Genomic DNA, 16,144 nt, shown 5'->3' with positions numbered 1-16,144 from the left:
TGGCTCCGTCAGCGGCAGCGGGCGACGTCGGTTGCTATCGCGGCGATGTCGTCGCGGTAGCGCCGCGGTGAGAACACCTCCTGGGCGCGCTCGCGAGCCTGCGCCGCGGTGTCGAGAGTTCCTTGCCATTCGGCAAGCGCATCGCTGATCGCTCCGGCGAGCGCTTCGGGGTCGTCGGCGGGCACGACGCGGCCGTAGCGCCCCTGCGCGACGGTCTCGGGCAAGCCCTGCACATCGGTCACGATCACCGGGGTTCCGGCCAGCTGCGCCTCCACGGCGGTGTTGCCGAAAGGCTCGAACCGCGACGGGACCAGCGCGATGTCGGCGTCCCGGTAGGCATCCCACACGTCCGCGCGGAAACCGCGGATGGCGACCACCCCGGCCAGGCCGTGACGCCGTACGAGGTCCTCCAGCTGCCGCTCGTACCACTCGTAGCCGGTGAACGCGGACCCCAGCAATTCGAGGACGACGTCGTGCCCATCGGCGCGCAAGCGGGCGATCGAGCGCACCGCGACGTCGGTGCCCTTGCGCGGTGACAGTCGACCGACCAGCACGATCCGGACCGGATCGGGTCGCTCACCGCCACGGGCCGCGGCATGCACCGGCCCGGAAACACCGTTGTAGACCAAGCGGATCCGGCGACGCAGCCAGGGCAGCGGTCGCGTGATCGCGCGAGCCGTGGCCTCGCTGTTCACCACGACCGAGGCAGCGCACAGCAGGGGAGCGGCGAGCGCGGTCCTGATCAGGCGTGGTGCGCTGTCTTCGGCCTCGTGCACGTGGGCGATCACCGATCGCCGGGTGGAGCGGGCGAGCAGGAGCCACAACGGCACGGTCACGGTATTGACGTACACGACGTCGGGGCGGGTCCTCCGCAGCAAGCGCAAAGCCGGTGCCACCGCTCGCAGGCCTTCCAGCAGCAGCCGCAGGAACCCGGCTGGGCGCAACGCCGCCTTCCGCAGCACCGGGGTCGGGCACAGGACCACGTCCGCGCCCCGGTCGCGCAGGCGGTCGGCGAGCGGCCCGCGCTCCGGCAGCGCGACCACCACCCGCCAGCCCGCCTCGGTCAACGCGATGACCGATTCCAGGAATATGCGGTCGGATCCGTACAGCTCGGCACCGGGATGGACCATCAGCGCGGTTCGTCGGACCAATGTCACTCCAGCTCGTTGGCGGGGATGTGGGATGGCAGCATCGATGCCGAGTTCCGCGTGCTCGCCATGCTCGTCCACGCAGCCAGCAGGAAGAGCCAGACGCAGGCGACGTTGGCCGGAGCACCGAGCCCTTCGGTGAACATCGAGTTGGCGAGCAAGCCCGACAACGCCGCGAGGATCAGGATGCGATCCAGTCGCGGCTCGGGCCGGAGGTTCCGCAGCGCGACCGCGGCGGTGAAGATGCAGCCGAGCAGCACGAGCCACACCACCGCGCCGAGCAGTCCGGCGTCGACGAGCAGGTTCACCAGCCCGTTGTGCCCGCCGCCCAACCCGATCTCGTCGAGGAACAAACCCTGCGAGGCGGTGAGACCGTGGCCGTACAGCGGGCGTTCGAGGAACGCGTCGAACGCGTAAGCCCACAGGTCCGTTCGCGAGTTCAAAGACGCGAGCCGCTCGGCGGACTCACCGCGGACGAAGAACGCCTCGACCAGCGGCCCCGCGGCGAGCCACGCGGTGATCAGGAAGAGTGCCAACGCCACCGCGATCTCCAGCCGGCGGCGGCCGCGCCATCGCAATCCCGCGATCACCAGGCAACCCACGATCGCCCCGAACGCGGCCCCCCGGGTATTGCTCCCGATCAACCCGGCGGCGCAGATCGCCAGCAGCACGAGGTAGACGGGCAACGGCCAGCGCGGGCCGGGCCGGGCCAACCGGTGGCCGAAGGCGTACGCCACCAGGATCACCACCGCGAGCGCGAGGAACTGGCCCGCGTCCACCGGATGCAGGTGCAGCCAGGTGAACCTGTCGGGCTGCGTCGGAAGCCGGGGGAACGGCACGACCACGCCGAAGACGACCGAGGCGCCGACCAGGACTGCGAAAGCGTGGGCGATGCGGTGCAACGCATCCCGGGCGCAATGGCGGGCGATCGAACGGCTCAGCGCCAGCACGACCGCGACCTGGCAGGCCCGCACGAGGGCCAGTTCGCGGTACGGCGAGTACAGCGCCGAAAGCACCAGGACCGCCGCGTAGGCATAGGCCGAACAGGTGATCCAGTCGGCGCGCCGCACCCGGGACGTGGGGCGGAAGCGCAGGAACAGGAAGCACGCCACGGCCGCGTAGACGGCGATTTCGGCCAGCACGAACAGGTCGGGCGAGCCGGACACCGACTGGTCGTCGGAGCGAACGCGGAACTTGTATTCGCTGGCCACGATCAGTGCGAGCACGCACACGACGGGCCAGCGCTCGGCGTCGAAGGCCCGGCGACGCGCGACGCCATAGCGGCGGCGAAGGGCATTCCAGCTCACGGCCGGTCCTCGGATCAGGTGGGTTCGGGCGCGAATGCGCCGAAGACGGGTTGCGGAATCGATGTAACGACTGCCCGCCGCCGACATATTACAAGCTGGGCGCCGAATCGAGTGAGCCGCACGAAAACAGCTGTGCGGCTCCAGGGCCGCCCGTCGTGATCCGATGGCCGCCCTTCGACGAAACGGTAGAACGAAACATGCGGATTTCGATGATCGGAACCCGCGGCGTGCCCGCGCGCTACGGCGGCTTCGAGACGTGCGTCGAGGAGGTGGGGAGCCGACTCGTCCAGCGCGGGCACGAGGTCACGGTGTACTGCCGCAACCTCGGCGCGCGCAGCACCCGCCCCGAGCGCCACCTCGGGATGCGCCTGGTGCATCTTCCCGCACTGCGCCGCAAGACGCTGGAAACGTTGAGCCACACGGCCCTTTCGGCGTTGCACGCGGCGGTGCGGCCATCGGAGGTTGCGGTGGTGTTCAACGCCGCCAACGCGCCGCTGCTGCCCCTGCTGGGGCTCCGCGGAATTCCCACGATCACCCACGTCGACGGCCTGGAGTGGAAGCGGGCCAAGTGGGGACCTGCGGGATCGGCCTACTACCGCCGCGCCGAAGCGCTCGCCGTCCGCTGGTCCGACGCGCTGATCGCCGACGCCCGGGGAATTCAGGACTACTACCGCGATCGCTTCGACACCGAGACCGAATACATCCCCTACGGGGCACCGGTTCTCACCGAGGTCGGGACCGACGGCATCACCGGACTCGGGCTGAGCCCCCGCCGCTACCACCTGGTCGTAGCGAGGTTCGAACCGGAGAACCACGTGCACGTTGCGGTCGAGGGCTACCTCCGCAGCAACGCCCGCCACCCGCTGGTCGTGGTGGGATCGGCCCCCTACGCCGACGAATACACCGCGACCATCGTGCGAGCGGCGAAGGGCGATCCCCGCGTGCGGCTGCTCGGCGCGGTGTGGGACCAGCGGCTGCTGGACCAGCTCTACGGCAACGCCTTGACCTACGTCCACGGTCATTCCGTCGGCGGCACCAACCCCTCGCTGCTGCGCGCGATGGGCGCCGCCGCCCCGACTTCCGCCTTCGACGTGCGGTTCAACCGCGAAGTCCTCGGCTCGTTCGGCCGCTACTTCCGCGATCCCGGCGATCTCGCGACGTTGTGCGACGCGGCGGAAGCCGACCCAGCGGGCACCTTGCTGCGCGGACAAGAGCAGGTGGCCTCGCTCGACCGCTACACGTGGGACGGGGTAGCGCAGAAGTACGAAGAACTGGCCGCCCGCGTCCTGCTCGTGGGCAGGCGCAGACCCGCGCCGCGCGGGCTGCCCGGCGCGCGGGCTGCCGTCACAGCGGCCGTGTCCATGCCAGAAACCGAGGAGGTCCGATGAATCGCGCGCGGAAGCTGTCGTGCGTCGCCGCAGTGGCCGTCGCCGTGTTGTCGGCATCGGTGGTGCCGGGGCCGGCAGCGATCGCCGCGGAGTTGCCGCAGCCGGTCACCGCCGGGGCGCTGCCGACGCCGCAGACCGACGGTGTCGTCTTCGCGGTAGCCATCGCGGGCAACACCGCCATCGCCGGCGGGAGGTTCAGCAAGGCGCGCCCGGCCGGCGTGGCGCCGGGGGGACCGGGCGAGGTCACCCGCAACAACCTGCTGGCCTTCGACGTGACCACCGGCGCGCTCCTGCCGTGGGCACCGGTGGTCAGCGGCAGTGTCTTCTCCGGCGCGGACCCGGGACCGTTCTGCAAGCCCGCCGACGCCGGGCGTTGGATCTGCGACACCGTGTTCCGGATCGAGGTTTCCCCGGACGGGAAGAAGGTCTACGTCGGCGGCGACTTCGACAAGGTCGACGGTCAGTGGCGCTCGCGCGTGGCCGCCTTCGACGCCGCGACCGGCGCGCTGGATCCCAATTTCAAGCCCCGCGTGGCCGGCCGGGTCCGTGGCCTGTCGATCACCGCCGACACCGTCTACCTCGGCGGCGGCTTCAACGCCGTCGACGGCGTGCCGCGCACCCGGCTCGCCGCGGTGTCCACCGGCAATGGTGCGCTGCTGCCCTGGGCGCCGACTGCGGACCGGGAGGTCTTCGCGGTCCTGGCCGCCCCGGCCCAGGGGCGCACGGTGATCGGGGGAGCCTTCGACAACGTCAACGGCACCTACCGGCACGGACTCACCGCGGTCGACGCGGCCAGCGGTGCCCTCGTGCCGTGGGAATGGGTCACGCCCTCGCCCGATGACACGATCACGGACCTGGTCACCGACGGCACGGGGACGGTCTACCTCGGGTCCTACAACTGGCGCGGCGGGAATCCCCGCTTGGAGGGCAGGGGCGCCATCGACATCGCCACCGGCAAGCCGCGCTGGTTGGACGGCTGCTACGGCGACACCCAAAGCGTCGCGGTAGCAGGGGGTGTGCTCTACAGCGCCTCGCACGCCCACAACTGCGAGGCCATCAACGCCGTCCCCGAGAACGGGCCGATCGACTACCACCGGCTGCTCGCCGAAACGACGATCGCCACCGGAACGGCCCAGCGCAACGTCAACCACGTGCGCTTCGGCGACCCGGTTCCGGAATTGCTGCCGTGGCTGCCCAACACCAACGGCGGCCCCGCCGGCAGCCCGTGGTTGAACGGGCCGTGGGCGGTGGACACCGACGGTCGCTACGTGGTGGTCGGCGGCGAGTTCACGATGGTCAACGGCAGCGCCCAGCAGTCGCTGACCCGGTTCGCCGCCCGGGGCGTGCCCGGCGCTGTCAACAACGGGCCGCAGGTGCCCTTCCCAGCCCCGGAGCTCGACCGGCGCCTGTTCGGCGGGATCTCCATCAGGTGGACGGGAACTTGGGACGCGCAGAACCGGGACATCCGCTACGAGGTGATGCGCGGCGGAACCGCGAACCCGATCTACACCACCACCAGCAGCGCCTGGCCGTGGTCGGTGACGACGATGAGCTTCACCGACGACCAAGCGCCCCAGGGCAGGAACGAGTACTGGGTCAGGGCGGTCGACGCCGACGGCGCGGTGCTCAGCACCCCGCGCAGCAGCATCGGCTGATCCAGCGGGGATTGATTCCGAACTCGTTTTGCGTGGCGGTGCGGGTAGCGGAACCTGAGCGGCCTTCTCGGCTGTGGGAGCCCCTCCTTATGTATGTCCAATACGCGGCGGAGGGGCTGTTCTCGCGAGAAGACCGCTCAGAACCCGCGGCGGTGCACGCTGCGAGGGTGGGTTAAGCGCTGCGCGCTTGCGGTAGCTCACCCCGTCGTCGCGTGGGGTATCGCGGCTGCGGCCCAATTAGGAATCGAGCATCCAGAAGACGCGGGGACGTCGGAGCAGGCGTCCCCGCGCTCACCCGCGTGGGCCGGTGAGCACGCCGATGTCGGGGTGGTCCAGCGGTGGAACGCCGACGATCCGGGCGACATCCGGCGGCAGGGCTTGACCGGCGCGGACACCCGGCGTGGACGGGCGAAGCGAGTAATCGCCCCGGCCTGGATCGCGGAACGGGGCGGGTGGCGGCGCTACCGCGAGGCTGTGCAGGTCGAGTCCCGTCCGTTCCCGCAGCTGTGCCAGCGTGCGGATCGTGACGACGGCACCCGAGCCGAGCGACCAAGTGCCCAGCGGTGCCGAGCCCGGCGCCCGCAGGAAGGCGTTGCCGTCGCTGGCGGAGAGGAACGGTGACGCCGGTTTGGGGCGCGGTTTGTAGTCGGCGGACTCGATGAACGGCTCGGTGTCGTGCTGCCTGATCAGGAAGTTGTTCACCAGTTCGGTGTCGGACGTGATCCAGGACAGGCCCAGTTCCGCGCTGTACGGGTCAGAACTCGCAGAACGCTTGTCGTTGTACAGCCCGAGCTCGATCCCGTTGTCGACGAACGTGTTGTGCACGAGCCGGACGTGGTCGGAACTGGAGACCTTGATGCCGCGCCCGCCGTTGGAAACCACGACGTTCGACGCGATCAGCGCTCTCGCCGAAACCTCGTAGTACAGGCCGTTCACGGCATTGCCCCGCGCGATGTTGCGGACCACCACGGCGTCGGTGCACCCCAGGTCGCACCACCACCCGGTGCCGATGTTGTCCGCGAACGTGTTGTCGGACACCCACGCCCGCTTCGTGCGGGTCACCTTCGCACCCGCCGCTCCGATGGCCTCGCCGGTCAACGCGAAGCGCTCGTTGTTGTTGCGCGCGAAAGTGTTCGAAGCCAACCGGAGCCCGTCGGCCCGGTTGGCCATCAAGCCGACCAGGCCGTTGTCGAGGAACTGGTTGCCGATCACGTTCGCATCGGGTTGGAAGACCGCTGCGCCGCTGGAGGCGGAAGCGGCGAAGGTGTTGTTCTCCAACACCACCGACGGCGCGTTCACCACGACCATCGCGCCGCGCTGACCGTACTTCTGGTTCGAGCCGTAGTGCGCGATCCCGATCCCGCGCATCGAACTGCCCGCGGCTCCCGCGCCGTCGAACTGCAGCAGCCAGGCGAACTCGGTCGCCTCGACGAACCGCCCGGCCGGGTCCTCGCCGATCACCAACTCCTCGCGCGCGACGTCGACGTAGAACGTGCCTTCGGTGACCGATCTCCGCTCGCCCACCTGCCGAAGCGGCCTGCCGTCGACGAAAACCATGTCCGGAAGCCCGGCCAGCGGATGCGCCGGGTCGATGATCTCAGGCAGGAAGCAGGTCCGGCACAGCGGCACGTTCCAGCCCGCGTGCCGCCACACATCGCCGTCGCGGGACCACTGCGCGACCACCCGACTGCCCTTGAACCAGACGCGCTCACGCGGATACGGCTGGATGGACAACTTCTTGCCGATGATGCCGACCGTCTCCCGGTACGTCCCTTCTCGCAGGACGATCGTGGCGCCGGGCCGAGCCCGGCGCACCGCCTCGCCGAGACTGCGCAGCGGGTGCGTTTCGTCGCCCTGCGCGGAGTCCTTCCCGTTGGTGGCGACGAAGAGCGCGCCGGCGGGCACCGGGTAGTCCGTCGTGGTGATCGTCGCATCGATGGGACGCGCTGCGGTTCTGTCGTTGGTGTTCGCGGTGCAGGATGCGAGCAGCGCGGTCACGATGGCGATTGCGGGCACGAGCCGGTCGCGGCGACGCGGGCGGTTCATGTCGGCCCGGGCTCCAGCTCGCCGAGCATGCTGGGCGAGGGGAGCGAGATTCGTTGCCGCAGCAAGGTGCTGGACGTGTGAGTGGTGTAGCTGAAGTAGCGGATCCGCGCCCCGACGGCCGACAGCTTGCGCTCCAACGCGTCGGCGCGTGCCGTGCCGCGCCAGTCGCTGCCCTTGAACAGCACGTCGAACCGGAGGTGTTCCCACATGCGGAACTTGTCCTCGTACCGGTCGGCGATGGCCTCGGCGACGCACCGGATGTTGCGCACGATCTCCAACCGCTCCTCGAAGGGGATGACCGGCTTGCGGCCCTTCACCTTCAGCAGGACGTCGTCGGTCACCACACCCGCCACCAGGTGGTCGCATTCCGTGCTGGCCCGCCGCAGGATGTTGAGGTGTCCGATGTGGAACATGTCGAAGGCGCCGGGTGCGTATCCGATGGTGGGCATCGTCACCGCACCTGTTCCGCAGCGGCGCCGTCGAGGCGCGCCATGTCGCCGAACCACTTCGGCAGCGCCGCGGCGAGGAAGGCGGTGTTGAGCAGGAAGAGCGCGCCGTAGACCACGGAGAACGCCATCGGGGATCCCAGCAGCAGGAAAGCCAGGCACAGCACCCCGTAGTCGGTCGGCAGGACCAGCAACGACCGCAGGATCGATGGCGGCGCCCCGGCGGGCGCCGGTGTGCTGGAACCGGAATGATGGCGGCGGCGCAACTGGTCGTTGAGGATCATCGCGAAGAACATGACCGTCTCGACGGCGGCGTAACCGAGCGGGACCAGCAGGAAACCGCTGGAGAAGCCGAAGAACCGGAACGCGCAGACGAGCACGGCCAGGTGCAGGGTGGCGATCTTCGCGCTGTCGATCACGTGGTCCAGCCACTCGCCCGCGATGCTGCTGGTGCCCCGCAACCGGGCGAGTTGCCCATCGGCCGAGTCCAGCGCGTACCCGACGACCAACGCCAGGCCCACCGCGATGCCCAGCGGCCACGACGGTGCGGCGGTGGCTACGGCGGTGATGCCGGCGAAGGTGAACAGCGCGCTGACGGCGGTGACCTGGTTCGGGGTGGCCTTGAGCAGGAAGGCGGCCGCCGCGAGGTAGCCGCCCGCTCTGCGGTTGACGAACCGCGAGTAGGCCGGCGCCCCCTTGGCCGACTTCTGCGCGGACGGCAACCGGCGCAACGCCGCCGCGAAGCCGGATTTCGGCATGTCGGAGGTGGTCATCGAAGCCTTTCGTTCCTGCGCGACACGCGCGGAAATCACTGGGTAGGCCAACGGGCGGCGCCGCCGGGCGGAGGAACTTGACAGGCGATCACCATCGTCTGAATACTGAAAATATCGGTAGTTCTCCTCCCGGGTAACCAGACCGGTTGACTTGCCTCATCGGCCGCGATCTTCCTAGCGGTTTCCGATCACTGCGCTCACGCGGTATTCGCCGCAGGGGCCCGGTGCGTTACCGATGAGCGCCGGCCTGCCCGGAGGAATCCCCCTTTTGGCACACAGAGCGGAATGACGGTCGATGGACGACGCCCACCCGGCACCGACGATCTTCGGTTCGTTGTGGCGGTATCGCTGGATCTCGTTGGGGATCGTGGCGGCAGCGGTGCTGATGAGCCTGTTGGTCCCGCTGGTGGCGGGCGACGGCCGCAGCGCCCACGCGCGCATCGTGCTCAAGGCACCCGACCAGACCGGCGTGCTCGGGATCGAGATGGCCAGCGAGTCGAGCTTCCTCCGATACGTGAAGCAGCGGGCCTTGTTCGTCACCTCCGACGAAGTGCTCGACGACGCGCGTGCCCGGCTCGGCGGCGACGAGACCGTGCTGCAGCTGCGCGCCGCCATCACCGCGGACGCCTCCTCCAGCGGTGAGTCCATCGAGATCAACGTCGACGGGCCGGGCTTCGAGCGTTCCGTGCTGATCGCCAACGCTGTCATCGCCGCCTACCAGGACCGGTCCAGGGCAGAGGTGGTCGCCACCACGGACAAGGCATTGGAGACGCTGAACGCGCAACGCGCGGCGATCGTGGCCGATGCCGGCACGGTGTCGCCGGGCAGCCCCGTCGGCTCGGCCGCCGGGCCGACGGTCAGCGATCTGGACAAGCAGATCACCCGGATCCGGGTGGTGGCGGCCCAGTTCGCCGACGGGGTGTCGTTCGTGGATGTCGCGTCGCCGGACGGCACGAGCCCTTGGCGCGGGGTCCTGCGCGATTTCGCCATCGGCACGGCCGTCGGCTTGATGCTCGCGGCCGCGCTGGCCTGGTTCCGCGCCGATCGCGATCACCGGGTGCGAGATGCCGACGACCTCACCCGCGTCGTCGACGAACCGGTGCTCGGCGAGATCGAGACGCTGCCCGCCCAGGCCATCCTGGCGCTGCGCAGACCGGGCGTCCCGCCGCTGCGTTCCTACCAGCTGGTGGCCTCCGGTCTGCGGTCGACGGTGGGCAGGGGAGTCGTACTCGTCACGGGCCCGTCCGGCGGCGAGGGAGCGACGACGACCACGCTGCAGATCGCCGGCGCCGCCGCCCGGGACGGCCTGCAGGTGCTGGTGGTCGACGCCGCGTTCCGCTCCCGCGACTTGTCGCAGATGCTGGGGCTGGCCGACTGGCCCGGGCTGACCTCGATCGCCACCGGGACCGCGTCGCTGGCCCAGTCGGCGCACCCGGTGCACCTGGGCAACGGGGTCGGGTTCAGCGTGGTGCCCGCGGGACACGGACAGCCCTACTCCCGGGAGCAGCTGCGTTCCGGACTGCTGCAGCAGGTGATCGCGGAGATGCGGTCGCGCTACGACCTGGTGTTGGTGGACCTGCCCCCGCTGATCTCCCAGCCGGAGACGACGTCGCTGATCAGCGCGTCTGACGGGGTGGTGGTGACGGTGAGGCGAGACGGCGATCTCGGTTCGCTGCGCAGGTTGCGCGAGCAGCTGCAGTTGTTCGGCGGGACGATCACCGGGTACGTGCTGACATTCGCCGGGCCGGCCCCGGCCTGGCGCGCCGGCGAATCTCCCGCCCCGCAACCATCCCGATGACCACGACCGGCGCGCGAGCGCCGAAACGGCGCCTCGCCGCGAAGGTCGCCGCCCCGGTGTTGTCGCAGGGCATCACCGCGGGCACGAGCTTGGTGCTCCAAGTGCTGGCCGCCCGCACGCTGGGGCTCGCCGAGTTCGGATCCTTCGTGCTGCTGCTGGCGTTGCTGGTGACGGCGATCGCGCTGTACACGGGCTGGGTGGGTGACTCGCTAGCAGTCCTCGACCGTCACGAACCCAACACCCGGGCCAGCATCGTCACCAGCGCCCTCGCGGGCTGGCTGCTGTGCTTCGCCGCCGCAGTCGGCACGGCCCTGCTGCTGCGCGACGGCGAACCAGCCACCGCACTGGCCTTCGGGACGATGGTAGTGCTGCGACTGGCCGCGGAAACGGTGCGGCGGTTGCTCATGGCCAGATTGCAGTTCTGGCACCTCGTAGGGAACGACATCGTGCACGTCGCCGGGACGGTGCTCGCGCTCGCACCAGCAGCGGTGGCCGGGGTCTCGCTGCCGGCGCTGTTCCTGTCGATGGCCGGCGGAGCGGCCGCCGCGGTGTTCGTGGGCGTTGTGCAGCTGCCCGCAGCGGAATTGCGGCAGCTGCGGGCCGGAACCGCCGGTCTGCCCGCGATGATGTCCTTCGCCACCTGGAGATCCTTGCAGGCCGCGTTGCGTCCGGCCGCACTCCTCGGTTCACGCGCCCTGGTCGCGCTGCTGGTGTCCACGGCCGCGGTGGGAATGCTCGAAGCCGGTCGCCTCGTCGTCGCACCGCTGCAGGTCGTGATCAACGGTGCGGGCAGTTTCCTGCTGTCGAACTTCGTCGCCAAGATGAGGCAAGACGCCGTCGCCGCACAGCGGCTCGTCCACCGCGCGACGTGGCTGCTGATCATCGGCACCGGAGTCGGCGGCGTCGCGCTGACGTTGCTCGCCGACCCCCTGGGCACCTTGCTGACCGGTCAAGCCGTGGACCCCCTGCTGGTGCTCGGGTGGGTCGCGTACTTGATGGTCTGGGCAGCGGGACTGCCCCATGTCACCGAGGTGGTCGCCCGGCGCATGTCGCGCCACATCTTCCTCGTCCGGCTTGCGGATTCGGCGCTGGGCATCGCGCTGGTCGCGGTCGTAACAGTCCTGTCGGGCTCGGTGGTCGCCGTCCCGTGGCTCATGGCATGCGGAGGTATCTACTCGGCATGGCACGTGCGACGCCTGGCGATCCGCTCACGACGCGAACCACGAACCGCCTGAGCACGCGCGATCTGGACGGTTGATCGTCGGATAGCGCCTCACGGCCGAGGAGTCGATTTCCGGAGCTGTCGCTGGTGCGTGCGCTGGGACGGGGGGCCAGCGCACGCTCCAGCCGCAAATTGTGGTCAGGGCAGGGGGTGTTCGGCGGGAGCGGTCGTCGGGGTGACCGGTCGGCGGTTGCGCACCGCGAGGTAGCCGATCGCGACTGCGCCGGCCAGGACCGGGGTGAGGTAGAGCGCGATGCGGGTGTCCGGGTCGAACGCCAGCAGTACCACGACGAGCGCGAGGAAGGTGAGCACGAGGTAGTTGGAGTACGGGGCGAAGGGCATCCGGAACTTCCCCGCCCGGATCTCACCCGCGGCTACCTTCCGGCGGAATCCGAGGTGGGCGATGACGATCATGCCCCAGGTGAAGATGGCGCCGACGGTGCTCGCGCTGGTGATGTAGGTGAAGGCTTCCTCGGGGGCCAGGTAGTTGATCAGGACGCCCAGCAGCATCGCGACGAACGTGACCGCGATGGCGCGGGATGGCACGGCGCGGGCGTTGAGGCGGCCGGCCTTGCGTGGCGCTTGCCCGTCCTGTGACAGGGTGCGCAGCATTCGTCCGGTGGAGTAGATTCCGCTGTTGCAGGACGACAGCGCCGCGGTGGTCACCACGAAGTTCACCACGCCGGCCGCGGCCGGGATGCCGATCAAGCTGAAGGCGTGGACGAAAGGACTGCCGTTCGCCGGGAATTGGTTCCACGGCACCAGGACGGTCAGCGCTGTGAGGGCGCCGACGTAGAAGATCAGGATCCGCCACATGACCGAGTTGATCGCGCGTGGCAGCACCTTCTCGGGGTTCGTGCTCTCGCTCGCGGTCTGACCGACCATTTCCACGCCGACGAAGGCGAACATGACGATCTGGAACGACAGCAGCGCGGCGGTCGGGCCGTTCGGGAAGAGCCCGCCGTGCGACCAGATGTTGCTCACCGCCGCCGAGCTGCCGAGGTCGCTGAAGCCGAACACCAGGATCGCCGCGGCGAGCACGATCAGCGCGATGATGGCCAGCACCTTGATGAGCGCGAACCAGAACTCGAATTCGCCGAAGAGCCGTACCGCGATCAGGTTGACCCCGGTGAGGACGAACAGCGCGACGAGTGCCGGGATCCATTGTGGAACGTGGGGGAACCAGAACTGGAAGTACTTGCCGACGGCGGTGATCTCGGCCATGCCGGTCACGATCCACACCAGCCAGTACCCCCATCCGGTGGCGAACCGGGCCCACGGTCCGACGAATTCCCCGGCGTACTCGGCGAAGGAGCCGCTGACCGGCCGGTACATCAGCAGTTCGCCCAGCGCGCGCATCACGAAGAAGATCATCAGGCCGGCGATCGCGTAGATGGCGATGAGGCCGGGGCCGACCTGGTGCAGGGCCTTGCCCGAGCCCAGGAACAACCCGACCCCGATCGCGCCTCCCAGGGCGATCATGTTGATGTGCCGGTTGCTGAGCGCGCGGCGGTATTCCTCGGTGGGTGGCTGACTCATCTGAGGAAGCTCCGTTCATGCGGCAGCGGTGCCGCCAGATCGGTTCCAGTCATATGTCGCAAACGTCGCATGTGCATTCGGCCACGTGCGTGTCGCAGACCACCATCAGGCACCCGCGGCGAGGTGTCATTGTTCCGCCGGCACCGTTCGAACGGAGTGGATTGTGTCCACGCCCCTCCTCCGCGCCACAAGCACCACACCGGACCCGGCTGTCCCGAAGGACGCAGCCGATCCGCGAGGTGAGGGGTGTTGGCCAGCCTCCTGGCCGCCGCAAGGTTGTGCTTGCGGTCTGTCATCCGCAGGGCGGCGGGCACGCCGTGGGAAGGTCTCGCGGTAGCGGCAACCTCGGGCTGTTACTCCGAGCGGTCGCCCGGTGCGCTCTCGAAGAGACGGGTGCGTGCGAGCACTTCTCGGTGGAAACGGGAGACCGAGTCGACGAGCGCGGCTACCTGTGCGCCGGCCCAGTGGGTCCTGTCCCAGCCGGCGTACAGGGTCACGGAGAGCAGGCTCTCGCCTACCCGGATGGCGACCGGGGTGAGTCCGAAGATCGCTTTGTCGGTGAGCACGGCGATCCCGTGGCCCGAGGCTGCCAAGGCACGGGCCACGACGGTTGTCGAGACCACTCGCGGCTCGTTGTAGACCAAACCCTCGCGTGCGGCAGCCGCGTCGAGCGCCAGTCGACCCGCGTTGACGGGATGCATCAGGATCAGTTGCTCATGGACGAGCTCGGTCAGCTCGACTTCGCCGATTCGCGCCAGCGGGTGGGTTGGTGGCACCAGTGCGAGCACGGGGGCGTGACCCACGACGCGGGATTCCATCGATCCGGGTGGCGGGACGGGCGCGACGCCGAGATCGGCGTCTCCGCGCGCAACGACGTCGTACACGCTGCGCGCGTCGCGTTCGAGGATGTCGCGAATTGAAGAGGCGGCGCCTCGGTCGGCGAGGTAGGGCGCCAGGAAGTCGGCGATCGTGGTCGGGGGTGCGGCGACGGTCAACGGCACGTCATGCCCTTGGGCCATGGTCCTGACCGCGCCCAGCGTGCGGTCGGCCCGGGCCACCAGATCACGGGCGAGGGGCAGGAAGCGCTCCCCGGCGGGGGTGAGCTTTCGCGGCCCCGGCGTGCGCGAGAAGAGTTCCACTCCCAGGCTGCGCTCGAGGTTGCGCAGTTGGCGGGAGATCGAGGGCTGTGCGATTCGGACATCGCGCGCGGCCGCCGTGATCGAGCCTTGGTCGACTACTGCCAGGAAGTACCGCAGAACTCTGATCTCCACCATGCCTCCGAGGTATGGGCAGCGATGTTAACGGGCATTAGACGGCTATGTCACATGCGCCCAGAATCAGATCCCGTTCCGGTCACCGAGCCTCAACGCTCCCGTCGTCGAGGAGACGGCATGTCCAGTTCTTCTGATCTCCGCGCAGCCCGCCGGGCGGGCCTCGGATCGTTCATCGGCACCGCGATCGAGTGGTACGACTTCTTCATCTTCGGAACCGCTGCGGCGCTCGTCTTCGGGGAGGTCTTCTTTCCCACGGCGTCACCGGTAGCCGGTCTGCTCGCGTCCTTCGCGACCTTCTGGACGGGTTTCCTGGCCCGGCCGCTGGGAGGTGTGGTCTTCGGTCATCTCGGCGATCGGATCGGCCGCAAGAAGACGCTCGTCACCACGCTGGTCCTCATGGGCGTCTCCAGTACCGCCATCGGTCTGGTGCCCAGCTATGCCTCGATCGGGATGGCTGCCCCGGCCCTCCTCGTCCTGCTCCGATTGGTGCAGGGCCTGGCGCTCGGCGGTGAATGGGGAGGAGCTGTGCTGATCGCGGCCGAGCACGCGCCACCGAGCCGTCGAATCCTCTTCGGCGCCTTCGCCCAGCAGGGCTCGCCGGCGGGTGGCCTGCTGGCGACCCTGGTCTTCCTGGGCGTGAGCCGGCTGTCGGCTGAGGACTTCGCCGCCTGGGGGTGGCGTGTTCCGTTCCTCGTGTCTGCGGTCCTGCTGGTGGTGGGCCTGGTGATCAGGCTGACCGTGGCTGAGTCGCCGGAGTTCTTGGCGGCCAAGCAGCGCGGCGAGATCGTCAAGGCGCCGGCGGCAGAAGTGCTGCGGACGGCCCCGGCTGCAGTCCTGTTGGGAATCGGGGCATCGGCTATCGGAATCGGCGCAGCGTACTTCCTGAACGCGTTCATGATCGCGTGGACCACGACCGAGCTCGGCGTGCCCCGGGCGACGATCCTGTCAGCCCTGCTGGTGGGCACCGTGATCCAGTTCTGCGCGCAACCGGTGGCAGCGCTGATCGCGCACCGCGTCGGCGCCACGCGGTTCATGATCGTGGCTCTGGTGGCGAGCGCCCTCCTCACCCCGGTCTTCTACCTGCTCGTCAGCACGGGTGACGGGAGCAAGATCGTCCTCGGCATCGTCCTCATCAACATCGTCGCGCCGGCCTACTTCGCCGTCCTCGCCGGCTTCCTCACGCAGGCGTTCCCCGCCAGGATCCGATACACCGGAATCTCGTTGGCCTACCAGCTTTCCGCAACGGTGATCGGCGGCTCGGTCCCGCTCATCGCACAGTCCCTGCTCTCCAGCGGCGGGATCGGCCTGGTCGTCGCCTACCACGTCGGGCTGATCGTCTTGACCTTGGTGTGCGTGGCCGCGCTGGGCCGCAGGACCGCGAAGTCCCAAGGCGTTGCGGATCTGCCGGACAACTCGGACCTTCGCGCCAGCGATGCGCCCGCATGAGACTCGGTGCGCCATTCACCCCGGGCGAACCCCTGCGCGCCAGTAGACGTGAACACGCCGACAGGCGCGGTCCCAGCTTTCCCAGCATCGAAAACCCGGAAG

Annotated in this window: 12 protein-coding genes; 5 read left to right on the top strand and 7 right to left on the bottom strand. The window is 69.2% G+C overall.

All coding sequences use genetic code 11. The annotated features are described in order from the left end of the window. Window positions 1-8: 8 nt before the first annotated feature. Complete coding sequence (locus AB0H93_RS14645; RefSeq protein ID WP_358572385.1) at window positions 9-1,157, bottom strand: glycosyltransferase; 1,149 nt, start codon at window positions 1,155-1,157, stop codon at window positions 9-11. Further along, the gene (locus AB0H93_RS14640) at window positions 1,154-2,455 is read right to left on the bottom strand and encodes an O-antigen ligase family protein (protein ID WP_358572383.1); all 1,302 of its coding nucleotides are present in this window, start codon (window positions 2,453-2,455) and stop codon (window positions 1,154-1,156) included. Before AB0H93_RS14640 ends, AB0H93_RS14645 begins: the two co-directional genes overlap by 4 nt. Before the next feature lie 209 nt (window positions 2,456-2,664). On the opposite strand from AB0H93_RS14640, the gene AB0H93_RS14635 reads away from it, so the two are divergent. After that, on the top strand, window positions 2,665-3,843 hold the full coding sequence (locus tag AB0H93_RS14635; protein ID WP_358572381.1) for a DUF1972 domain-containing protein: 1,179 nt from the start codon (window positions 2,665-2,667) through the stop codon (window positions 3,841-3,843). Beyond that, window positions 3,840-5,498 (top strand): hypothetical protein, encoded by a 1,659-nt coding sequence (locus tag AB0H93_RS14630; protein WP_358572379.1) that lies wholly within the window; start codon window positions 3,840-3,842, stop codon window positions 5,496-5,498. The genes AB0H93_RS14635 and AB0H93_RS14630 overlap by 4 nt, the downstream gene beginning before the upstream one ends. A gap of 291 nt (window positions 5,499-5,789) precedes the next feature. Here the strand turns inward: AB0H93_RS14630 and AB0H93_RS14625 are convergent, their stop codons facing one another. From AB0H93_RS14625 to AB0H93_RS14615, 3 genes are read right to left on the bottom strand one after another with little or no spacing between them, the layout of a single operon-like run. After that, window positions 5,790-7,544 carry a right-handed parallel beta-helix repeat-containing protein gene (locus AB0H93_RS14625; RefSeq protein WP_358572377.1) on the bottom strand — a complete coding sequence of 585 codons (1,755 nt, stop codon included), beginning with the start codon at window positions 7,542-7,544 and terminating at the stop codon, window positions 5,790-5,792. Beyond that, window positions 7,541-7,993, bottom strand: a complete 453-nt coding sequence (locus AB0H93_RS14620; protein ID WP_358572375.1) for an adenylyltransferase/cytidyltransferase family protein — start codon at window positions 7,991-7,993, stop codon at window positions 7,541-7,543. Before AB0H93_RS14620 ends, AB0H93_RS14625 begins: the two co-directional genes overlap by 4 nt. A 2-nt stretch (window positions 7,994-7,995) precedes the next feature. Continuing rightward, window positions 7,996-8,763: a CDP-alcohol phosphatidyltransferase family protein gene (locus tag AB0H93_RS14615; protein WP_358572372.1), complete on the bottom strand. Its 768-nt coding sequence runs from the start codon at window positions 8,761-8,763 to the stop codon at window positions 7,996-7,998. 295 nt (window positions 8,764-9,058) lie between these two features. Between AB0H93_RS14615 and AB0H93_RS14610 the strand changes: the two genes are divergently transcribed. Then, a complete protein-coding gene (locus AB0H93_RS14610; RefSeq protein WP_358572370.1) occupies window positions 9,059-10,561 on the top strand; it encodes a cell shape-determining protein in 1,503 nt (500 codons plus the stop codon). Continuing rightward, a complete protein-coding gene (locus tag AB0H93_RS14605) occupies window positions 10,558-11,796 on the top strand; it encodes a hypothetical protein (protein ID WP_358572368.1) in 1,239 nt (412 codons plus the stop codon). Before AB0H93_RS14610 ends, AB0H93_RS14605 begins: the two co-directional genes overlap by 4 nt. 125 nt (window positions 11,797-11,921) lie before the next feature. On the opposite strand, the gene AB0H93_RS14600 is transcribed toward AB0H93_RS14605, so the two are convergent. Both AB0H93_RS14600 and AB0H93_RS14595 read right to left on the bottom strand, forming a co-directional pair. Further along, the gene (locus AB0H93_RS14600) at window positions 11,922-13,322 is read right to left on the bottom strand and encodes an amino acid permease (protein ID WP_358572366.1); all 1,401 of its coding nucleotides are present in this window, start codon (window positions 13,320-13,322) and stop codon (window positions 11,922-11,924) included. 353 nt (window positions 13,323-13,675) lie between these two features. Further along, window positions 13,676-14,596, bottom strand: a complete 921-nt coding sequence (locus AB0H93_RS14595; RefSeq protein ID WP_358572364.1) for a LysR family transcriptional regulator — start codon at window positions 14,594-14,596, stop codon at window positions 13,676-13,678. A 117-nt stretch (window positions 14,597-14,713) separates the two neighbouring features. Here AB0H93_RS14595 and AB0H93_RS14590 point away from each other — a divergent pair, with 117 nt between their 5' ends. Beyond that, window positions 14,714-16,042: an MFS transporter gene (locus AB0H93_RS14590; RefSeq protein WP_358572362.1), complete on the top strand. Its 1,329-nt coding sequence runs from the start codon at window positions 14,714-14,716 to the stop codon at window positions 16,040-16,042. The last annotated feature ends 102 nt before the right edge of the window (window positions 16,043-16,144 follow it).

This window comes from Saccharopolyspora sp. NPDC050642 (assembly GCF_040654735.1).
In the GTDB taxonomy this organism is placed as follows: domain Bacteria; phylum Actinomycetota; class Actinomycetes; order Mycobacteriales; family Pseudonocardiaceae; genus Saccharopolyspora; species Saccharopolyspora elongata.
This window is presented reverse-complemented; position numbering and strand designations above follow the sequence as displayed.